We start from the raw sequence: 20248 nt of genomic DNA on the forward strand, positions 1-20248 counted from the left end.
CTCTAACGGTCGGCGGGAAGGAAGCGGTCCAGCGCGTCGGCGACGAGGTCGGGCCGTTCGAGCGTCTGCATGTGCGGCGTGCCCGGCAGCACCTGGTACGTCGACCCGGGGATGCGCTCGGCGACCCCCGACATGACCTCGGGCGTGGTCGAGTAGTCCTCCTCCCCCACCAGCACCAGGGTCGGCGCCTGGAGCCCGGCGAGCTTGCCCTCGACGTCGACGTCCTTGAAGGCGCGCCAGGCGGCGGCCCAGTCGGCGGGGTCGAAGCGCCGGATGAGTTCCCGCGCGTACTGCACGCCCCACCCGTTCGTGGCGAGCGCGGGGGCGGTGAACCACCGCGTCAGGGTCGGGACGATCTGCGCCTCCATGCCGTCCTCCTCTCCGGACCGGGCGCGCCCTTCGAACGCGGCGAACGCCTGGTCGGTGGTGGCCAGCAGGGCCAGCGACTCGATCCGCTCCGGCGAGCGCACCGCGAACGTCTGCGCGATGCCGCCGCCCATGGACAGCCCGACGACGTGCGCCCGGTCGATGTCGAACGCGTCCAGGACGCCGCCCATGTCGCGGGCGAGGTCGTCCATGGTGAAGGGCCGGGGCGCACCGGCCGCGCCGCCGTGGCCGCGGAAGTCGTAGGCGAAGACGCGGCGGCCTTGCGACAGGCGCTCCATGACCGGCTCCCACATGCGCCAGTCCACACCGAGGGAATGGGAAAGGATCACCGCGGGACCGTGGTCGCCCTTCTGCGCCACGACGGTTTCATGGTCGGCCAGCTGGACGCGGTGCAGCGCGGGCTGCCCGGGAGCACCCGCCTCCTGGAGCACCTCGTTGACCACGTCCAGCGCGTTCAACGCGCGCGGGAAGCCGGCGTAGACCGCGACGTGCTCGGCGAGCGCGAGCAGTTCGTGCGGTGCGACCCCCTGGTGGAGCGCCCCGCGCACATGGCTGGCCAGGCGCCGGTCGGCGCCCCCGAGCGACGCCACGATCGCCGCGCTCGCGAGCTCCCGCTCCCGGCGGCTCAGCTCCGAACGCGCCAGCGGGCCGCCGAACGCCCCTTCGAGCACCGTCTCGTACATCTGCGGGGAAACGGCGCGCACGTCGGCGAACGCCTTCTCCGCCTGCACGCCCATCAAGCCCTCATACGCCCTGCGCGCACGCTCGTCACGGTTCATCGTGATGCTCCTGTTCCCGTTAGCCCCGCGCTGTGCGGAACACGTCGATCGTCGCGCGCCGACGCATCAGATGTCCAAGACATAAAAGAGCTGTTGGTCAGATGCCATGCTTATGGACCTCCGACCGACGCGAGCTCCGGGTGGCGTTCCATGAAGGCGATGAAGGCCGCCAGCGCCGGGCCCGGCCGGCGCCCCGCCGGCCACGCCAGCGACGGCGCCCAGGTCGGCTCCGGGTCGAGCCGGACGACGCCGACCGGCAGCCCGGGCTCCTCGGCCACCGAGCGCGGCATCACGGCCGCGGCCAGCCCCACGCTCGCCATGGCCCGCGCCGTGCTGTACTCGCGGGTCTCGAACCGGATCCGCGCCGCCGCCCCGGCGTCCGCGAAGGCCGACAGCACGATCTCCCGGATCACCGAACCCTGCGGGTAGCAGACGAGGTCGATGCCGTCCAGGGCCTGCACGGGCACGCGGTAGCGGCCCGCCAGCGGCGCCGACTCCGCCGTGACGAGGACCAGCGGCTCCTCGCCGAGCGGCAGCGATGCGAGCCGGCGCCCCTCCTCCTGCGGGGGCAGCCGCACGAGGGTCGCCGCGTCCAGCCGCCCGCCGTGCAGGCCCGCGACCATCTCCTCGGTGTTCATCTCGAGCAGTTCGACGACGACGCCGGGGAACTCGGCGGCGAACGCGGCCAGCAGGCGGGCCAGCCGCGCCGTCAGCCCGCGCGCACCGCCCAGCCGGATGCGGCCGCGCGTCCCGCCCGCCCAGCCGCGCATCTCCTCGTCCACCGCCGCGATGTCGGCGAGGATCCGTTCGGCGTGCTCCAGCAGGGCCGCGCCCGCCGGAGTCAGCTCCACGCGATGGTTGTTGCGTTCGAACAGCGCGATGCCGAGTTGCCGTTCGAGCTTGCGGATCTGCTGGGACAGCGCAGGCTGCGCTATCTGCAGCGCCTCGGCGGCGCGGGTGAAGTGCAGCTCGCGTGCGACGGCCCGGAAGTACTCGAGCTGGCGAGATCCGATCATCGCGCCAGCATCTCACTCATCGACTGGATCAGACCGTGACCGTCTCAGGCTCGTGCCGGACCGGGAAATTCACCGAATTGGCGATGAAGCACCTCTCGTGGGCCTGTGCGTGCACCTTCCCGAGATCACCGGCCCGGGCCGGATCCGCCAGGGTCACCTGGGGACGCAGCACGACCTCCTCGAACCGCCCCCCGCCGTCCGGCGTCTCGATCATCGTCCCGTGCGGGCGGTCGGTGTAGGCCGTGACCACGATCCGCTCGCCCGCGCAGAGGGCGAGGAACCACAGCATGTGGCACTGCGACAGCGACGCGACGAGCAGTTCCTCCGGATTCCACCGGGACGCGTCGCCGCGGAACGACGGATCCGCACTGCCCGCTATCGGCGCCTTTCCGTCAGCCCCCACGTCATGGGACCGGTCGTAGGCGCGATAGGAAGTGGTGCCGGTGTCGTCCGTCCAGGTCACCGTCACCTCGTAGTGATGGGTCTTGGGCATCGCACGTCCTCCCCGTCAGTTGAGTCGAGCCGTCGGTTGAGTCGGGCCGTCAGTTGAAAGTCGCGCTCGTGGCACGGGCGTGCTCCCCCGCGATGCGTCCGGCGAGGGTCCGGTCGCCGTCCACGATCGCGCGCAGCAGGCGGCGGTGCTCGCCGGCGACGGTCTCCGGGCGGTCCGGAGCGGTGAGCGACGCACGCGTCGAGACGATGATCCGGTCCCACAGCCGGTCGAGCGCCTCCAGCGCGATCGGGTTGCCGGCCAGCTCGGCGATCCCGCGGTGGAACTCCCGGTTGAGTGCGACCGCCCGGTCGAGGTCACCGGCCGCCGTGACCTCCTCGAGCAGCAGCGCGTGCCGCTCCAGATCGGCCAGGTCGGCGGGCGGGACGCGGCCGGCCCGCTGCCGATCGGCGGCGAGTTCGGCGGTGAGCGCCTCCAGCGCGGCGCGCACCTCGTAGGCGTGGGCCAGCCGCTCCGCGCTCAGCGCGTTCACCACGACGCCCCGCCCCGTCCCCTGGACGAGCCCGTCGCCCTCCAGCCGGCGGAGCGCCTCGCGGACCGGCGTGCGACTCACCTCCAGCGCCGCGCTCACCGACAGCTCGGTGAGCCGCTCCCCCGGCATGTACCGCCCGGCGACGATCAGGTCACGGAGCTGCCGGTACACCACATCACCCTGCACGGCATCCACCGTATACAATGGATGCACTGCATGCAACTCGGTTAACGACAAGGTAACGGCGCGCTCAGAACACTCACGATCATGGATTCCGACGCCCCGTCCCCGCCGCGATGAGACCGATCGCGCTCCTGGTCGCGTCGCTGGCCGGGGCCCTCGTCATACTGGCGGCAGGCTCGTCCACCGTCGTCCAGACGACGATCCCGTCCCGCACGGCGGCACCATCGCCCACCGGAAGGCCGATGCCCGCACCGACCAGCCCGCCCGCGTTCGGCAGGTCAGAGCGCGCGGCCCTGACCCGCGCCCTCGACCGCTACCTCGCGCACAGGCCCGGCGACCTGTCGGTGTCCGTGCGGGAGGTGACCACGGGGCTCGACTTCACCTACAACGGCAACCTGCGGACGGCGACCGCCAGCATCGTCAAGGTCGACATCGTCATCGCCCTGCTCCTGCGCGCCCAGCGGGAGGAGCGCGCCCTCACCGCATCGGAGCGGGCGCTCGCCGAGAAGGCGATCAAGGTCAGCGACAACAGCGCGGCCAGCGCGCTGTGGAACGAGATCGGCGGGGCGGCCGGACTGGCGTCCGCCAACCGCAGGCTCGGCCTGCGCCATACGGATCCCGGCCCGGGCGGCGCGTGGGGGGCGACGACGACCAGTGCCGCCGACCAGGTCCGGTTGCTGGCCGCGCTCACCTCCGACCGCTCTACCCTGCACGCCTCCGGCCGCCGCTACCTGCGGCACCTCATGGCGGACGTGACGCCTGAGCAGGCGTGGGGGGTGAGCGCCGCGGCCGGGGACGGCGCGGAGGTCGCGCTCAAGAACGGCTGGCTGCCCCGCGAGGTCCATGGCGGACGCTGGACGGTCAACAGCATCGGCCTGGTCCGCGACGCGGGCCGCCTGTTCCTCGTCGCGGCCGTCTCCGAGCGCGACCCGGCGCTGGAGAAGGGAATCGCGGCCGTCGAGCACGCGTGCGCGAGCGTCGTCGCCGCCCTCGCCCGCGCCGTCTCGTCCGACCGCGCTTCCCAGCGGTAGCCCGCTCACGCCGCGCGGGACCGCACGTCGTGGCGGGTGCGCGGCATCAGCGCAGCGGCGACGATCAGCCACAGCAGGCCGCCGAAGCGGACGACCGGGACCAGGAAGGCGAACCCGGAGCCCACCAGGGTCAGCGTCCCGACCATGCCGACCAGGGCGATCGCCAGACCGACCCACGCGACCGGCCGCGGCAGCAGCCCGGCGAGCAGTCCCGTCACCGACAGACCCGCGACGAGCAGCGCGAACGTCGCCGCGTAGGCGGGACCGCCGGACAGGAACGACAGGTCGGCCAGGGCCCGCGCGAGCGCCGGGCTCGCGTCCGCGGGCAGCCGGCCGCCCGCCCATCCGAACATCGCGCTGAGCACGAGCATGCCGGCCGCCAGGATCCCGCCGGCCAGCGTGATCGCCGACCCCGGTGCGGTGATGCCCAGCGCGCGGAGCCGCCGGTAGAGCGTCCCGGCGGCCACCGTGAGCGGGAACGCGGACCCGAGCAGCAGGAAGGTTCCGGCCTTGATGGCGGTCCCGTGCTCCTGGGCGTACCGGAGCACCTCGGCGCCGGACGCGTCCGGATGCGGCGTGGACCGGTTGGCCACTACGTAGGCGACGGTCAGCGCGGTGAAGACGAGGACGGGCAGCAGCAGCGGCGGCCCGGACTGCGGCCGGCGGCCGGTCTCGGTGTTCATGGTCTCTCCCTCTCGACGATCCGTATACACTCGATAATGATTACAAAGTGGAACGATTGTCAAGCGGCTACGATATCGCCATGACCGCGAGCGCACCCACGCCCCGGACGGGGGCCGCCTTCCTGCTGGCCCAGCTCGGGGCGCATGCCGCCGGCCTGTTCGCCGAACGGATCGCCGGCCTGGACCTGACCCCCGCGCAGGCCGGCCTGCTGCGCATGCTGGCCACCAATCCCGGCCGCAGCCAGCGCGAACTCGCCGGCGACCTGGGCATGCCGCCCAGCCGGTTCGTCCCGTTCGCCGACGAACTGGAGGAGCGCGGCCTGATAGAGCGCCGCCGGAACCCCAGCGACCGCCGCATCTACGCGCTGCACCTCACCGGCAAGGGCGAGAAACTCCTCGCCGAACTCGCCCAGGTGGGCATGAATCACGAACAACAGATCTGCGAGTCCCTCTCACCCGAGGAACACGGCCAGCTCCTGGAGCTCCTACGGCGCATCGCCGACCAGCAAGGCCTGCACCCCGACGTCCACCCCGGCTACCGTCGCCTACACCCCAAACCCAAACCCGCCCACGACACCCCATAGAAAAACGAGGGGGACCTGGACGGCGTCCAGATCCCCCTCGTGCTTCCTTCTCGGTCAGCCCGGTCCGCCGCTTCGCCCAGGTGCCGAAAAGCCGTAGCGGGGGAGCCGGCGCAACGCCGACTCCCCCGCTCCGATCCTCCGATTCACGCCCGAACGGCGTGCGGCATCAGCTGCAGCCGCTGGTGGAGCCGCAGCCTTCGCAGACGTAGCAGCTGCCCGCGGGGCGCATCTTGGTGCCGCAGGTCAGGCAGAGCGGCGCGTCGGCGGTGCGGCCCTGGCGGCTCTCGATGACCTCCATCGAGGAGCGCGCCTCGGGCGCGGGCGCCGGGGCCGCCGGGCGGGTGATCTCCGCCGACTGGGCGAGGGTCTCGTGCTCGATCACCTCGTCCTCGTGCAGGGACGCCGGGTCCTCGCCGTTGGCCTGCATCGCGCGCTCCTCGGCGGTGAAGATGCCGAGGCCCGCGCGCTCCTCGAAGGGGAGGTGGTCCAGCGCCAGGCGGCGGAAGATGTAGTCCATCACCGAGGTGGCCATGCGGATGTCGGGGTCGTCGGTCATCCCGGCGGGCTCGAACCGCATGTTGGTGAACTTCTCCACCCAGGTCTCCAGCGGCACGCCGTACTGGAGGCTGATGGAGATGGCCATGGAGAAGGCGTCCATCACGCCGGCGAGCGTGGAGCCCTGCTTGCCGAGCTTGAGGAAGACCTCGCCGACACCGTCGTCCGGGTAGGACGAGGCGGTCATGTAGCCCTCGGCGCCCGCGACGGAGAAGCGGGTGACGGTGGCGGGCCGCTGCTTCGGCAGCCGCTTGCGGACGGGCCGCACCTCGGCCGGGGCGGCCTCGGTCCTGGCCTCCTCCTTCTTGCCGGCGGCCGACAGCGGCTGGCCGACCTTGCAGTTGTCGCGGTAGATCGCCAGGGCCTTCAGGCCGAGCCGCCAGCCCTCGAAGTACACCTTCTCGATGTCCTCGACGGTGGCCTGCTCCGGCATGTTGACGGTCTTGGAGATCGCGCCGGACAGGAACGGCTGGACGGCCGCCATCATCCGGACGTGCCCCATCGGGCTGATCGCCCGCTCGCCCATCGCGCAGTCGAACACCTCGTAGTGCTCGGGCCGCAGGCCGGGGGCGTCCACGACGTGGCCGTTCTCGCCGATGTACTCGACGATGGCCTCGATCTGCTCCTGCTGGTAGCCGAGCATGCGCAGGGCGCGCGGCACCGTCTGGTTGACGATCTGCATGGAGCCGCCGCCGACGAGCTTCTTGAACTTCACCAGCGCGAGGTCGGGCTCGATGCCGGTGGTGTCGCAGTCCATCATCAGGCCGATGGTGCCGGTCGGCGCCAGCAGCGACGCCTGCGCGTTGCGGTAGCCGTGCTTCTCACCGGCCTTCAGGCACTCCTGCCACTGCTTGGCGGCGGCGGCGTGGAGCCCCTTGCCCATGTCGTCGAGGGTGCGGATGCCGTCGTTGGCGGCGGCGTGCTTGCGCATGACCCGCTTGTGGCCCTCGGCGTTGCGCGCGTAGCCCTCGTACGGGCCGACCACCCCGGCCATCTCGGCGGAGCGGCGGTAGGCGACGCCGGTCATCAGCGAGGTGATGGCGGCGGCGAGGGACCGGCCGCCCTCGGAGTCGTAGGCGTGGCCGGTCGCCATCAGCAGCGCACCGAGGTTGGCGTAGCCGATGCCGAGCTGGCGGTAGTCGCGGGTGGTCTGCGCGATCTTCTCGGTCGGGAAGTCGGCGAAGGTGATGGAGATGTCCATCGCCGTGATGACCAGCTCGGTGAGCTTGACGAACTTCGCGACGTCGAAGGTGCCCTCGCCGGTGAGGAACTTCAGCAGGTTGATGCTGGCGAGGTTGCAGGACGAGTTGTCCAGCGACATGTACTCCGAGCACGGGTTGGACGCGGTGATCCGGCCGGACTCGGGGTTGGTGTGCCAGTCGTTGATCGTGTCGTCGTACTGGATGCCGGGGTCGGCGCACTCCCAGGCGGCCCGGGCCATGTGCCGGAACAGCTCCTTGGCCTTGACCGTCTCGACGACCTCGCCGGTCATCCGGGCGCGCAGCCCGAACTCGCCGTCGGACTCCACGGCGTGCATGAACTCGTCGGAGACGCGGACCGAGTTGTTGGCGTTCTGGTACTGGACGCTGCCGATGTCCTTGCCGCCGAGGTCCATGTCGAACCCGGCGTCCCGCAGCGCGCGGATCTTGTCCTCCTCGCGCGCCTTGGTCTCGATGAACTCGGCGACGTCGGGGTGGTCGACGTCCAGCACGACCATCTTGGCGGCCCGGCGGGTGGCGCCGCCCGACTTGATCGTCCCGGCGGACGCGTCGGCGCCGCGCATGAACGAGACGGGGCCGCTGGCGGTGCCGCCGGACGACAGCAGCTCCTTGCTGGAGCGGATGCGGGAGAGGTTCAGGCCGGCGCCGGAGCCGCCCTTGAAGATCACGCCCTCTTCCTTGTACCAGTCCAGGATCGACTCCATCGTGTCGTCCACGGACAGGATGAAGCAGGCTGACACCTGCTGCGGGGACCTGGTCCCGACGTTGAACCAGACCGGCGAGTTGAAGCTGAACAGCTGGTGGACCAGCGCGTACTTCAGCTCGTGGTCGAAGACCTCGGCGTCCTGCTCGGTGGCGAAGTAGCCGTTGGCCAGACCCGTCTCGACGTACCGGCCGACCACGCGGTCGACGAGCTGCTTGAGGCTCCACTCGCGCTGCGGGGTGCCGACGGCGCCGCGGAAGTACTTGGACGTGACGATGTTGACGGCGTTCAGCGACCAGAAGTCGGGGAACTCCACACCGCGCTGCTCGAAGTTGACCGAGCCGTCGCGCCAGTTGGTCATGACGACGTCGCGGCGTTCCCAGCGCAGCTCGTCGTAGGGGTGCACGCCGGGCGTGGTGAAGATCCGCTCCACCTTCAGCCCCTTGCGCCCTCCCTTGCCGCGCCGCGTCGGCCCGCTGACCGTCTCCGTCATGGACTTCCCCCTCCCGGGCCCTCCCGCCGGGCCCTGTACAGGAACAACTCCGCCGCCGCACGGGCCATGCCCGCGCGGAGGCGCCTTCACAATGTGCTTCTGGTATTTCCGGAACCGCCCCTACCGGGGCGGGCCGGGCTCCCCCGAGGAACCGGCCTTCCGCAGTGCTTCGATCTCCTTGGCGAAGTCGTCCAGCGACTCGAAGCTCCGGTAGACCGAGGCGAATCGCAGATAGGCGACCTCGTCGAGTTCGCGAAGCGGCCCGAGGATGGCGAGGCCGACCTCGTGCGAGGGGATTTCCGCGGATCCGGACGATCTGATCGCCTCTTCGACCCGCTGCCCCAGCTTCGCGAGCGCATGCTCGTCCACCGGGCGGCCCTGGCAGGCCCTGCGCACCCCGGCGATGATCTTTTCCCGGGAGAACGGCTCGGTGACCCCGCTGCGCTTGGCCACCATCACGAGCACATTCTCCTGCGTGGTGAATCGCTTGCCGCATTCCGCGCACGCGCGGCGGCGCCGAATGGCACCGCCGTCATCGGTCGCACGGCTGTCGATCACTTTGGTGTCAGGGTTGCGGCAGAACGGGCAGTGCACGCTCTTTCCCTCCCCTGACGGAAACGACTCACACCGACTGCACGCCATATATAGGTGACTTACATCAGTGTGACTACTAGATGTTGTGGTCAACCGTACGGCTCGACGCAGGGCTACGCAACCTGATCCGGGGCCTCGGGAGGGGACCCACGTCACATCCGCCGCGTAGATCCAGGTCACGTCGGACGATCCGGTTCCGGCCCCGGGCGTGTCGCCGCACGACGGCCGGGCGCGCCCCGTTCCGGGCGCCGCGATCCGGGCGATCCGGGGCGATCCAGGCGAGGCGGGTCAGCCGGCGGGCAGGACGAGCCGCTGGCCCGGCTGCACCGTGGGGTCGCCGCCGAGCCCGTTGAGGTCGATGATCCGCTGGACGGTGACGCGCGGGTCGGCGCCGGGATCACTGTCCGTGGCGATGCGCCAGAGCGTGTCGCCGGGCTCGACGACCGTGCTCCGGACATGCCCGGACGGACCGTGGTGCTGCGCGCGCCCGCCCGCGAAGGCGCCGGTGCCGCCGTCCAGCCACAGGGCGGCGAGCGTGAAGGCGGCGGCGAAGGCGACCAGTACGGCGCGCCCGCGGCGGGTGAGGCGCAGCGGAGCGCGTTCCCCGGACGACGAATCGGGCATCTCACCCTCCTGGACTTCGAATGGATTTTCGATCGAACGCCTGTACGATGTTGTACCGCAGCCCACCCGCGAAACGCGAGCACATCTTCGAACAATTGTTTGATCATTTCGTCCGGACGCGATAGCGTTCATTGCAAGGAGTGACGGAGCCGAGGCGCCCGGGAGGCGACGAGCGATGAGCAAGGTCCGGGAGCTGCCCGACGGGCCCATGGACGAAACGGGCCTGACCCAGCGGCAGCGCATGGTGCTGGAGGTGATCCGCGACTCGGTCCAGCGCCGGGGGTACCCGCCCTCGATGCGCGAGATCGGCGAGGCGGTCGGCCTGACCAGCACCTCCAGCGTGTCGCACCAGCTCCGGGCCCTGCAGCGCAAGGGCTACCTGCGGCGCGACCCGAACCGCCCGCGCGCGGTCGAGGTGCGGGTCCCCGGCACGACGCCGGTGCGCACCGAGCCCGACTCCTACGAGGCGGTGGGCGGCCAGCCGACCGCGACGCGGCCCGCGCCGGCCTACGTCCCGCTCGTCGGCCGGATCGCCGCCGGCGGGCCGATCCTGGCCGAGGAGGCCGTGGAGGACGTCTTCACGCTGCCCAAGCAGCTCGTCGGCGAGGGCACGCACTTCCTGCTGAAGGTCACCGGCGACTCGATGATCGAGGCGGCGATCGCGGACGGCGACTGGGTCGTGGTCCGCCAGCAGCCGGTCGCCGAGCAGGGCGACATCGTCGCCGCCATGATCGACGGCGAGGCGACGGTGAAGACCTTCAAGCGCCGCGACGGCCACATCTGGCTGATGCCGCAGAACGCGGCCTACGAGCCGATCCCCGGCGACGAGGCGTCCGTGCTCGGACGCGTCGTGGCGGTCCTGCGCAAGATGTAGCGCACGACGCGGCCCGGCGCGTCACGGGTCCGGCGCGGGAGCGACACCGAGAGGCGGCCGCGGGGCTGGTCCCCGCGGCCGCCTCTGCGCGTCCCAGGCCGCCGCTAGCGCTTCGGGACGATGTTCACGATCTTCGGCGCGCGGACGATGATCTTGGCGATCTCCGCGCCGCCCAGCGCGTCGCGGATCTTCGCCGAGTCCAGCGCCAACCGCTCCAGCTCCTCGCCGGCGATGCCGGGCGGCACCTCCAGCCGGTCGCGGACCTTGCCGGCGACCTGCACGACGCAGGTCACCGACTCCTCCACCAGCAGCGCCGGGTCGGCCTTCGGCCAGCCCGCGTGGATCACCGGCGCGGTGCGTCCCAGCAGCTCCCACGCCTCGTCGGCGGTGTAGGGGGCGAACAGCGACAGCACCACCGCGATGGCCTCGGCGGCCTCGCGGACGGCCGGGTCGGCCGCGCCGGGCCCGGAGTCGATCGCCCGCCGGGTCGCGGTGACCAGCTCCATGATCCGCGCGATCGCCACGTTGAACCGCTGCGTCTCGACCATCTTCGTGGCCTCGTCGACGGTGCGGGCGGTGGCGCGGCGCAGCCCGGTGTCGCCGGACGCCGGGTCGGTGCCCGGCGCGCAGGAGACCTCGGTGGCGATGCGGTGCACCCGGGTCAGGAACTTGGACATGCCGTGCGGGGACACGTCGGCCCAGTCGATGTCGTCCTCGGGCGGGCCGGAGAACAGCATCGCCAGCCGGACGACGTCCACGCCGAACTCGCCGATCTGGTCGCCCAGGTCGACCAGGTTGCCGGTCGACTTCGACATCCCGCTGCCGTTCAGGATCACCTGGCCCTGGTTCAGCAGCCGGGTGAACGGCTCGGTGAAGTCGACCATGCCCATGTCGTACAGGACCTTGGTGAAGAACCGGCTGTACAGCAGGTGCAGGATCGCGTGCTCGACGCCGCCGGTGTACTGGTCGATCGGCATCCACTTGCGGACCTGCTCGACGTCGAACGGGCCGTCCTCGTAGCCGGGCGAGCAGTACCGGAAGTAGTACCAGGACGAGTCGACGAAGGTGTCCATGGTGTCGGTGTCGCGCCTGGCGGCGCCGCCGCACTTGGGGCACGCGACGTTGACCCACTCGGACGCGGACGCCAGCGGCGAGGTGCCCTTGGGGGCCAGGTCGGCGCCGCGCAGGTTCTCCGGCAGCCGGACGGGCAGCTGGTCGTCGGGGACGGGGACCTCGCCGCACGCCTCGCAGTGCACGATCGGGATCGGGCAGCCCCAGAACCGCTGCCGGGAGACCAGCCAGTCGCGCAGCCGGAAGTTGACAGAGGCGCGTCCGGTTCCGCGCTCGTCCAGCACCTCGATGATGCGGTCGATGCCGTCGGCCTTGCCCATCCCGTCGATCGGGCCGGAGTTGACCAGCCGGCCGTCGCCGGGGGTGGCGATGCCGGTCTCGGCGGGGTCGGGCAGCCCGGTCTCGACCACGACGCGGACGGGCAGCCCGAACTTCAGCGCGAAGTCCAGGTCGCGCTGGTCGTGCGCGGGCACCGCCATGATCGCGCCGTGCCCGTACTCGGCCAGCACGTAGTCCGACGCCCAGACCGGCAGCCGCTCGCCGTTGACCGGGTTGACCGCGTAGCGGCCCAGGAACACGCCGGTCTTCTCGCGCTCGGTGGACAGCCGCTCGATCTCGCTCTCCCGCGAGACCTCCTCGCGGTAGGCCTCGAACGCGGCGCGCTGGTCGGGGTGGCAGACCTCCTCGGCCAGCGCGGCGTCGGCGGCGACGACCATGAACGTGGCGCCGAACAGGGTGTCGGGACGGGTTGTGTAGACGGTGACGGGCTCGTCCCGGCCCTCGATCGCGAAGTCGACGTCGGCGCCGGTGGAACGGCCGATCCAGTTGCGCTGCATCAGCAGGACGCGCTCGGGCCACTTGCCCTCCAGCTGCGCCATGTCGTCCAGCAGCCGGTCCGCGTAGTCGGTGATCTTGAAGTACCACTGGGTCAGCACGCGCTTCTCGACCAGCGCGCCGCACCGCTCGCAGTGCCCGCCGACGACCTGCTCGTTGGCCAGGACGGTCTGGTCCTTCGGGCACCAGTTGACGTGGCCGCCCTTGCGGTAGGCCAGGCCCCGCTCGTAGAAGCGCAGGAACAGCCACTGCGTCCACCTGTAGTACTCCGGGTCGGAGGTGTGCAGCCTGCGGGACCAGTCGAAGGACGGCGCGTAGCGGTGGAAGGAGGCGGCCTGCGTCTCGATGTTGGCGTAGGTCCACTCGGCGGGGTGCGAGTCGCGCTTGATCGCGGCGTTCTCGGCGGGCAGGCCGAAGGAGTCCCAGCCGATGGGGTGCAGGACGTTGCGGCCGCGCTGGAACCAGTAGCGGGCGACGACGTCGCCGATGGCGAACGCCTCCGCGTGCCCCATGTGCAGGTCACCGCTGGGGTAGGGGAACATGTCCAGCGCGTAGCGCCGCTCGCGGCCGTCGTCCTTCTCCTCGGCCGCGAAGGGGTCGAGCTCCGCCCAGCGGGCCTGCCACTTGTCCTGAACCGCCCGTGGGTCGTACTGCTCGTCGCTGCTCACGCTTCCGCTCCGGTATCCATCTGAGGTTCACAGGGCCAACGGGCTCTCCGCCACATGAAACGACCCCTCGCGCAGGAGGGGCCACCACGTCGACGTCGATGCGTCAACGTGGTCGTCGAAGGAGCAGCCTGGCCGACATACATCAAGAGTAGCGCAACCGCAAGCCTTGCGGCGGGGGCTCGGCGGGGCCGGGAAGGGGTTGACGCGGCGGCGCCGAAGACCCATCCTCTTCCAAAAGGAAACTTTCCTATTTATTGGAGGCTCCGGCCGAGGCTCGCTCCCGCCCCCTCATCCAGAGGGGGCCACCCCCGCCAAGGAGACGCGCATGCCACGCAAGTCCACTCTCGCCATCGCCGCCGCCCTGGGCGCCGGCGCCACGCTCCTCACCGCCGCTCCCGCACTCGCCCACGGCTACACCAACAGCCCGCCCAGCCGGGCGCTCCTCTGCAAGCAGGGCGCCGTCCAGGACTGCGGGCCCATCCAGTGGGAACCGCAGAGCACGGAAGGCCCGAAGGGCTTCCCCCAGTCCGGCCCCGCCGACGGGACGCTCTGCGCGGCCGGCGACAGCCGCTGGGCCCCGCTCGACGACCCGCGCGGCGGCACCTGGCCCGCCACGCAGGTGGCCAGTGGGCCGTACACCTTCACCTGGCACCTCACCGCCGCCCACGCCACCACCTCGTTCCGCTACTTCATCACCCGCGACGGCTGGGACCCCACCCGTCCGCTCACTCGTGCGCAGCTCGACCTGACGCCGTTCCTGCAGGTGAACTACGGCGGCCAGCGCCCGGCGTACGACGTCAGCCACAGCGGGACGCTGCCCGCCAAGCACGGCCGGCACATGATCCTCGCCGTCTGGGACATCGCCGACACCGGCAACGCCTTCTACCAGTGCTCGGACGTCGACTTCGGGTGACCTCCCCGGCGTCCGCCCGGTGACCGACCCCCCTCCGCAGGCCCCTCCGCTCCGGGCGCCCGCACCCCGTGGCCGGGCGGGACCGCGCGTCCCGCCTGGCCACCTGGTCATAGACTCCTCGGTGACAAACCGGCCGGTCACCGTCCCGCGCGAGGAGTGCCATGCTCAACCTGTCCGTGCTGCTGGAGGACGCCGCCAGGGAGACGCCCGACCGCGACGCCGTCGTGTTCGGCGACCTGCGGCTCTCGTACTCCTTCGTCGACCAGGTCGCGAACCAGGTCGCGAACCTGCTGCGGTCGCGCGGCATCGGCCCCGGCGACAAGATCGCGCTGTCCAGCCCGAACCTGCCGTACTTCCCGATGGTCTACTTCGGGGCGCTGAAGGCGGGCGCGGTGGTCGTCCCGCTGAACGTGCTGCTCAAGCCGCGGGAGATCGCCTACCACCTGAGCGACTCCGACGCCAAGGCGTTCTTCTGCTTCGAGGGGACGCCGCAGCTGCCGCTCGGCGAGACCGGCCACGCCGGGTTCCAGAACGCCCCCGGCTGCGAGCACTTCTTCCTGCTGCCGGCGAACCCGGCCGCGACCGAGTCGCCGATCGAGGGCGCCGAGCTGTTCTGGGCGGCCCTCGCCGGCCACCCCGGCACGTTCGACGCCGAGCGGACCGAGGGCACCGACACCGCGGTGATCATCTACACCAGCGGGACGACCGGTCAGCCCAAGGGCGCCGAGCTGACGCACGGCAACCTGCTGATGAACGCGATGGTCGACGACACGCTGTTCGCGCGGACGCTGCACGACACGTCGCTGGTGACGCTGCCTCTCTTCCACATCTTCGGGCAGACGTGCGTGATGAACGTCGGGTTCTACCGGCGCGGCACGCTCGTCATGCAGCCGCGGTTCGACGCCAAGGAGGCGGTCGAGCTGATGGTGAAGGAGAAGGTGACCATCTTCGCCGGCGTCCCGACCATGTACTGGGCGCTGCTGAGCGACGACACCTCCGCCGAGGACGTCGCGACGATCCGGGAGAACCTGCGGGTCGCGGCGTCGGGCGGCGCGGCGCTGCCGATGGAGGTCATCAAGGGCGTCCGCGAGAAGTTCGGGATGAACGTCCTGGAGGGCTACGGGCTGTCGGAGACCTCGCCGGTCTGCTCGTTCAACCGCCCGGACCGGCCGACCAAGCCGGGCTCGATCGGCCTGCCGGTCTGGGGCGTGGACATGAAGCTCGTCGACGACGAGTGGAAGGACGTCGAGGGCGAGGGGCCCGGCGAGATCGCCGTACGGGGCCACAACGTCATGAAGGGCTACTACAACCGGCCCGAGGCGACCGCCGAGGCGATCAGGGACGGCTGGTTCCGCACCGGCGACGTGGCCCGCCGCGACGAGGACGGCTACTACTACATCATCGACCGCTCCAAGGACATGATCATCCGGGGCGGCTACAACGTGTACCCGCGGGAGCTGGAAGAGGTCCTCATGACCCACCCGGACGTCTCGCTGGCCGCCGTGGTGGGCGTCCCCCATCCGAGCCACGGCGAGGAGGTCAAGGCGTACGTGATCCGCAAGCCTGGCGCCGCGGTGACCGAGGACGAGCTGATCGCGTGGGGCAAGGAGCAGTTCGCCAACTACAAGTACCCGCGGATCGTGGAGTTCCGCGACGAGCTGCCGATGACCGCCACCGGCAAGATCCTCAAGCGCGAACTCCGCTGACCCGCCGTACCGGAGGGGCCGGGGCGTTCAGCCCGGACGCGGCCGGCCCCAAGGTGGTATCGCCGATCCCGGCTTCGGACGGGGTCCCTTCTCGGCCGCCTCAGAACTCGTAGGGCAGGTGCTTGATGCCGTTGATGAAGCTGGAGTAGAGCCGTTCCGGTGGCGCGGTCGAGCGGATGTCGGGCAGCTGACGGAACAGCTCGCGGAACATCACCGTGATCTCCTGCCGCGCCAGGTGGGCGCCCAGGCAGAAGTGCGGGCCCGCGGCGCCGAAGCCGAGGTGCGGGTTGGGGTCGCGGGTGATGTCGAAGGCGTCCGGGTCGGGGAAGACGGCCTCGTCGCGGTTGGCCGAGCAGTAGTACATGAGGACCTTGTCGCCGTCCTTGAAGCGCTGCCCGTTCAGCTCGTAGTCGCGGGTGACCGTCCGGCGCATGAACGTGACCGGGCTGGCCAGGCGGACGATCTCCTCGACCGCCGTCGGGGCGTACCGGTCGAAGTCGGACTTCCAGCGGTCGCGCTGTTCGGGGTTGAGGGTGAGCAGCTTCAGTCCGTGCGCGATGGCGTTGCGGGTCGTCTCGTTGCCCGCGACGACGAGCAGGATGAAGAACGACCCCAACTCCTGGTCGGTCAGCGACTCCCCGTCGACGTTGCCGTGGACGAGGGCGGAGGTGAGGTCGTCGGCGGGCCGCTCGATCCGCTCGGCTGCGAGGTCGCGGACCATGCCGCGCAGCTCCTCGGCGGCCGCGAGGATCGCCGCGGCGACCTCGGCGAAGTCGGGCACGTACTCGGGGTCGAAGGCGCCGATCACCGTGTTGGAAAGGTCGAAGACCCGCTGGTAGCGCTCCTCGGGGATGCCCATCAGATCGCAGATGATCTTCAGCGGGAGGCGGGCGGCGACCTCGGTGACGAAGTCGCCGCCCCCGGCCGGCCGGACGTCCTCGATGATCCGCACCGCGGCCCGGACGATGTCGTCCTCGATCTTCGCGATCATCCGATGGGTGAAGGCGCGCGAGACGATCCGGCGCAGCCGGGCGTGCCGAGGGTCGTCCATGTTGATCATCGAGCCGAAGTACTCCAGGAACTCCGGCGGCGGATCGAAGGTGCCCGCGATGTTGCCGCGCGAGGAGCAGAACACCTGCGGCGTGCGGCTGGCCTCGATGATGTCGGCGTGCCGGACGAGCGCGTAGTAGCCGGGCCCGCTCTCGGCGCCGATGAACGACATGTCCGGCTCGGCGAAGAACGGCGGCCGGTCGAGCGAGCGCAGCGCGGTGAACGCCGCGTTGCGCTCGCTCAGCGGCCGCGCCCAGAACTCCAGGTCGGACAGGTCGACGTCCTCGGGGCGGATGGTGCCGGTCGTCATGTGTCGCCTCCCGCGCTGGGCCGTCCCGCGTGGCGGGCCCTCCGCCATCGTGACAAAGCCGGCACCGGCGTCAAGGGGGCCCGCCCCGCGGGTTCAGATCGTGTACGGCAGGCGCTTGATCCCGTTGATGAAGTTGGACTCCAGCCGGTCGGGCTCGCCGGCCTTGATCCCGGGCACCTTGGCCAGCAGCTCGCGGAACATCACGGTGACCTCCCGGCGTGCCAGGTGGGCGCCCAGGCAGAAGTGCGGGCCTGGACCGCCGAAGCCGACGTGCGGGTTGGGGTCGCGCAGGATGTCGAACCTCTCCGGGTCGGTGAAGACCGACTCGTCGCGGTTCGCCGACCAGTAGTAGAGGACGAGCTTGTCGCCCTCCTTGATCTCGTGGCCGTTCAGCGTGGTGTCGCGGGTCGCGGTGCGGCGCATCCAGATGACCGGCGACACGTACCGCACGATCTCCTCGACGGCGCCGGCGATGCGGCCGTCGAAGTCCTCGGTGAGCAGGGCGCGCTGGTCGGGGTTGCGGGTGAGCAGGTCCAGGCCGTGCGCGATGGCGTTGCGGGTCGTCTCGTTGCCGGCGACGACGAGCAGGATGAAGAACGATCCCAGCTCCTGGTCGGTCAGCGACTCCCCGTCGATGTTCGCGTTGACCAGCGCGGACGTCAGGTCGTCGGTGGGGTCCTCGCGGCGCCGCCGGCCGAGCTCCTCGACCAGGCCGCGCAGCGTCTCGCCGGCGGTCAGCAGGGCGAGGGCGAGCTGCTCGGGGTCGCCGGAGGGGACGAACTCGGCGTCGTTGCCCGCGAGGATGACGTTGGTCGCGTCCAGGACGGTCTGGTACTGGTCCTCGGCGATGCCCATCATGTCGCAGATGATCTTCAGCGGGAGGCGGGCGGCCACGTCCGCGACGAAGTCGCCGCTGCCGCCGCCGGCCGCGACGCTGCCGACGATCTCGGCGGCGACCGCCTCGACCCGGTCCTCGAACCGCTGGATCATCCGCGGCGAGAACGCCCGGGACACGATCCGGCGGATCTTGGCGTGCCGCGGGTCGTCCATGCTGATCATCGAGCCGAAGTACTCGTGCATGTCGCCGGGCATGTCCGGGATGCTGATCGCGCCGCGGCCGGAGCAGAAGTCCTGCGGGCGGCGGGACGCCTCGACGACGTCGGCGTGCCGGGTCAGCGCGTAGTAGCCCGGCCCCTGCGGCGCGATGATGATGTCCGGCTCTTCGAACCTGACGAGTTCGGGATGCCATCGCAGCGCCTTGAACGCCTCGTGCCGCTGGTCGTGCGGCCGGCGCCAGAACTCCCAGTCCGTCAGGTTGATGTCCTCGACCTCGAGCACGTGCTATCACCTCGTCCGAACGTGATTCGGTTTACATGCACTGTCTCAAAGTAAAGTGCATGACCGACACCGGACGGCGCGGTGACCCGCATCACACCGCCCCCGAGCGTAGACCCCATCCCCGGCGGCCCGGGGCGGTTCCGCACGTTCGAGGTGGATCGTCCCGCCTCCGGGCGCGCCCGCCCCGCGCCGGGCACGGGCGCGCCCGGAAGGATCACAGCCGCGTCCACGCCTCCGTCAGGACCGACCGCAGGATCTGCTCGATCTCGTCGAAGTGCGACTGGTCGCAGATCAGCGGCGGCGCCAGTTGGACGACCGGGTCGCCGCGGTCGTCGGCGCGGCAGTACAGGCCCGCCTCGTACAGCGCCTTGTCGAGGAAGCCGCGCAGCAGCCGCTCCGACTCGTCGTCGTCGAAGGTCTCCCGGGTGTCCCCGTCCTTGACCAGCTCGATGCCGTAGAAGTAGCCGTCGCCGCGGACGTCCCCGACGATCGGCAGGTCGCGCAGCCGCTCCAGCGTCGCGCGGAACGCGTCGCGGTTGCGCATCACGTGGCCGAGGAGGTCCTCGCGCTCGAACAGGTCGAGGTTCGCCAGCGCCACCGCCGCCGACACCGGGTGGCCGCCGAAGGTGTAGCCGTGCGCGAACATCGCCGTTCCGTGCTTGAACGGCTCGAACAGCCGGTCGGCGACGAGCATCCCGCCAAGCGGCGAGTACCCGGACGTCACGCCCTTGGCGAAGGTGATGATGTCGGGGGTGTAGTCGAACCGCTGCGCGCCGAACATCGTGCCGAGCCGGCCGAACGCGCAGATCACCTCGTCCGACACCAGCAGCACATCGTGCCGGTCGCAGATCTCGCGGACGCGCTGGAAGTACCCGGGCGGCGGCGGGAAGCAGCCGCCCGCGTTCTGCACCGGCTCCAGGAACACCGCGGCGACCGTCTCGGGCCCCTCGAACTCGATGACCTCCTCGATCCGGTCCGCGGCCCAGCGGCCGAACGCCTCCGGGTCGTCGCCGTGCTCGGACGCCCGGTAGATGTTGGTGTTGGGCACCCGGAACGCGCTCGGCACCAGCGGCTCGAACGGCGCCTTCAGCCCCGGCAGGCCGGTCAGCGACAGCGCGCCGTGCGGGGTGCCGTGGTAGGCGACCGCGCGGCTGATCACCTTGTGCTTGGTGGGCTTGCCGGTCAGTTTGAAGTACTGCTTGGCGAGCTTCCAGGCGCTCTCCACGGCGTCGCCGCCGCCGGTGGTGAAGAACACCCGGTCCAGGCCGTCCGGCGCCAGCCCGGCGAGGCGCTCGGCCAGCTCGACGGCCTTCGGGTGCGCGTACGACCAGATCGGGAAGTAGGCCAGCTCGGCGGCCTGCTTGGCGGCGGCCTGCGCCAGCTCCTCGCGGCCGTGCCCGGCCTGGACGGTGAACAGCCCGGACAGCCCGTCGAGGTAGCGCCGGCCCGACGAGTCGTAGACGTACGGGCCCTCGCCGCGGACGATCACCGGGATCTCGGCGCCGTCCTGCGCCGCCGAGTGCCGCGCGAAGTGCATCCACAGATGGTCGCGGGCCGCCCTCTGCATCGGTTCGTTCTGCTGGCTGGTCCTGTCCGGCTCCGTCATCACGCTTCCCTTGTCACGACCAAGGACGCCCCAGAAATGCGAG

At 70.9% G+C, this 20248-nt stretch carries 17 protein-coding genes; 5 read left to right on the plus strand and 12 right to left on the minus strand.

Going from position 1 to position 20248, the window contains the following annotated elements:
• Window positions 1-2: 2 nt before the first annotated feature.
• The 4 genes from ABD296_RS07940 to ABD296_RS07955 form a co-directional block, all read right to left on the minus strand.
• Window positions 3-1166 carry an alpha/beta fold hydrolase gene (locus ABD296_RS07940; RefSeq protein WP_344263102.1) on the minus strand — a complete coding sequence of 388 codons (1164 nt, stop codon included), beginning with the start codon at window positions 1164-1166 and terminating at the stop codon, window positions 3-5.
• A gap of 110 nt (window positions 1167-1276) precedes the next feature.
• Window positions 1277-2182 (minus strand): LysR family transcriptional regulator, encoded by a 906-nt coding sequence (locus ABD296_RS07945; RefSeq protein ID WP_344263105.1) that lies wholly within the window; start codon window positions 2180-2182, stop codon window positions 1277-1279.
• A 28-nt stretch (window positions 2183-2210) separates the two neighbouring features.
• Window positions 2211-2675, minus strand: a complete 465-nt coding sequence (locus tag ABD296_RS07950; RefSeq protein ID WP_344263107.1) for an OsmC family protein — start codon at window positions 2673-2675, stop codon at window positions 2211-2213.
• A gap of 49 nt (window positions 2676-2724) precedes the next feature.
• Window positions 2725-3351, minus strand: coding sequence for a GntR family transcriptional regulator (locus tag ABD296_RS07955; RefSeq protein WP_344263109.1), 627 nt, complete (start codon window positions 3349-3351; stop codon window positions 2725-2727).
• Window positions 3352-3461: 110 nt separating this feature from the next.
• On the opposite strand from ABD296_RS07955, the gene ABD296_RS07960 reads away from it, so the two are divergent.
• On the plus strand, window positions 3462-4379 hold the full coding sequence (locus ABD296_RS07960) for a serine hydrolase (protein WP_344263111.1): 918 nt from the start codon (window positions 3462-3464) through the stop codon (window positions 4377-4379).
• A gap of 5 nt (window positions 4380-4384) precedes the next feature.
• Here the strand turns inward: ABD296_RS07960 and ABD296_RS07965 are convergent, their stop codons facing one another.
• Window positions 4385-5062 carry a DUF4386 domain-containing protein gene (locus ABD296_RS07965; RefSeq protein ID WP_344263114.1) on the minus strand — a complete coding sequence of 226 codons (678 nt, stop codon included), beginning with the start codon at window positions 5060-5062 and terminating at the stop codon, window positions 4385-4387.
• Between the two features lie 80 nt (window positions 5063-5142).
• On the opposite strand from ABD296_RS07965, the gene ABD296_RS07970 reads away from it, so the two are divergent.
• The gene (locus tag ABD296_RS07970) at window positions 5143-5646 is read left to right on the plus strand and encodes a MarR family winged helix-turn-helix transcriptional regulator (protein WP_344263116.1); all 504 of its coding nucleotides are present in this window, start codon (window positions 5143-5145) and stop codon (window positions 5644-5646) included.
• Between the two features lie 166 nt (window positions 5647-5812).
• Here the strand turns inward: ABD296_RS07970 and ABD296_RS07975 are convergent, their stop codons facing one another.
• The 3 genes from ABD296_RS07975 to ABD296_RS07985 all read right to left on the minus strand — a co-directional run bounded on the left by ABD296_RS07975 (window position 5813) and on the right by ABD296_RS07985 (window position 9835).
• A complete protein-coding gene (locus tag ABD296_RS07975; RefSeq protein WP_344263118.1) occupies window positions 5813-8617 on the minus strand; it encodes a vitamin B12-dependent ribonucleotide reductase in 2805 nt (934 codons plus the stop codon).
• A 120-nt stretch (window positions 8618-8737) separates the two neighbouring features.
• On the minus strand, window positions 8738-9211 hold the full coding sequence (gene nrdR, locus ABD296_RS07980) for a transcriptional regulator NrdR (protein WP_344263120.1): 474 nt from the start codon (window positions 9209-9211) through the stop codon (window positions 8738-8740).
• A 288-nt stretch (window positions 9212-9499) separates the two neighbouring features.
• A complete protein-coding gene (locus ABD296_RS07985) occupies window positions 9500-9835 on the minus strand; it encodes a LysM peptidoglycan-binding domain-containing protein (protein ID WP_344263122.1) in 336 nt (111 codons plus the stop codon).
• A 175-nt stretch (window positions 9836-10010) separates the two neighbouring features.
• Between ABD296_RS07985 and lexA the strand changes: the two genes are divergently transcribed.
• Window positions 10011-10709, plus strand: coding sequence for a transcriptional repressor LexA (gene lexA, locus ABD296_RS07990; RefSeq protein ID WP_344263124.1), 699 nt, complete (start codon window positions 10011-10013; stop codon window positions 10707-10709).
• Between the two features lie 104 nt (window positions 10710-10813).
• Here the strand turns inward: lexA and leuS are convergent, their stop codons facing one another.
• A complete protein-coding gene (leuS, locus tag ABD296_RS07995) occupies window positions 10814-13282 on the minus strand; it encodes a leucine--tRNA ligase (protein ID WP_344263127.1) in 2469 nt (822 codons plus the stop codon).
• Window positions 13283-13607: 325 nt separating this feature from the next.
• Here leuS and ABD296_RS08000 point away from each other — a divergent pair, with 325 nt between their 5' ends.
• Together ABD296_RS08000 and ABD296_RS08005 are read left to right on the plus strand one after the other, a co-directional pair.
• The gene (locus ABD296_RS08000) at window positions 13608-14195 is read left to right on the plus strand and encodes a lytic polysaccharide monooxygenase auxiliary activity family 9 protein (RefSeq protein WP_344263129.1); all 588 of its coding nucleotides are present in this window, start codon (window positions 13608-13610) and stop codon (window positions 14193-14195) included.
• 161 nt (window positions 14196-14356) lie between these two features.
• Complete coding sequence (locus ABD296_RS08005; protein WP_344263132.1) at window positions 14357-15901, plus strand: long-chain-fatty-acid--CoA ligase; 1545 nt, start codon at window positions 14357-14359, stop codon at window positions 15899-15901.
• A 100-nt stretch (window positions 15902-16001) separates the two neighbouring features.
• On the opposite strand, the gene ABD296_RS08010 is transcribed toward ABD296_RS08005, so the two are convergent.
• From ABD296_RS08010 to ABD296_RS08020, 3 genes are all read right to left on the minus strand, one after another.
• A complete protein-coding gene (locus ABD296_RS08010; RefSeq protein ID WP_344263134.1) occupies window positions 16002-17261 on the minus strand; it encodes a cytochrome P450 in 1260 nt (419 codons plus the stop codon).
• A gap of 93 nt (window positions 17262-17354) precedes the next feature.
• Window positions 17355-18599, minus strand: a complete 1245-nt coding sequence (locus ABD296_RS08015) for a cytochrome P450 (RefSeq protein ID WP_344263137.1) — start codon at window positions 18597-18599, stop codon at window positions 17355-17357.
• A gap of 214 nt (window positions 18600-18813) precedes the next feature.
• Window positions 18814-20205: an aspartate aminotransferase family protein gene (locus ABD296_RS08020; protein WP_344263139.1), complete on the minus strand. Its 1392-nt coding sequence runs from the start codon at window positions 20203-20205 to the stop codon at window positions 18814-18816.
• Window positions 20206-20248 lie beyond the last annotated feature (43 nt).

It is taken from the genome of Actinomadura napierensis, assembly GCF_039529375.1.
In the GTDB taxonomy this organism is placed as follows: domain Bacteria; phylum Actinomycetota; class Actinomycetes; order Streptosporangiales; family Streptosporangiaceae; genus Spirillospora; species Spirillospora napierensis.

Excerpts from the sequence above, each read along its gene's own strand:
- ABD296_RS07970 (WP_344263116.1), top strand. The coding sequence starts at position 5,143 with ATGACCGCGAGCGCACCCACGCCCCGGACGGGGGCCGCCTTCCTGCTG.
- ABD296_RS08000 (WP_344263129.1), top strand. The coding sequence starts at position 13,608 with ATGCCACGCAAGTCCACTCTCGCCATCGCCGCCGCCCTGGGCGCCGGC.
- lexA (WP_344263124.1), top strand. The coding sequence starts at position 10,011 with ATGAGCAAGGTCCGGGAGCTGCCCGACGGGCCCATGGACGAAACGGGC.
- ABD296_RS08020 (WP_344263139.1), bottom strand. The coding sequence starts at position 20,205 with ATGACGGAGCCGGACAGGACCAGCCAGCAGAACGAACCGATGCAGAGG.
- ABD296_RS07960 (WP_344263111.1), top strand. The coding sequence starts at position 3,462 with ATGAGACCGATCGCGCTCCTGGTCGCGTCGCTGGCCGGGGCCCTCGTC.
- ABD296_RS07940 (WP_344263102.1), bottom strand. The coding sequence starts at position 1,166 with ATGAACCGTGACGAGCGTGCGCGCAGGGCGTATGAGGGCTTGATGGGC.
- ABD296_RS07965 (WP_344263114.1), bottom strand. The coding sequence starts at position 5,062 with ATGAACACCGAGACCGGCCGCCGGCCGCAGTCCGGGCCGCCGCTGCTG.
- ABD296_RS07975 (WP_344263118.1), bottom strand. The coding sequence starts at position 8,617 with ATGACGGAGACGGTCAGCGGGCCGACGCGGCGCGGCAAGGGAGGGCGC.
- ABD296_RS07950 (WP_344263107.1), bottom strand. The coding sequence starts at position 2,675 with ATGCCCAAGACCCATCACTACGAGGTGACGGTGACCTGGACGGACGAC.
- ABD296_RS07985 (WP_344263122.1), bottom strand. The coding sequence starts at position 9,835 with ATGCCCGATTCGTCGTCCGGGGAACGCGCTCCGCTGCGCCTCACCCGC.
- ABD296_RS08010 (WP_344263134.1), bottom strand. The coding sequence starts at position 17,261 with ATGACGACCGGCACCATCCGCCCCGAGGACGTCGACCTGTCCGACCTG.
- ABD296_RS07945 (WP_344263105.1), bottom strand. The coding sequence starts at position 2,182 with ATGATCGGATCTCGCCAGCTCGAGTACTTCCGGGCCGTCGCACGCGAG.
- ABD296_RS08005 (WP_344263132.1), top strand. The coding sequence starts at position 14,357 with ATGCTCAACCTGTCCGTGCTGCTGGAGGACGCCGCCAGGGAGACGCCC.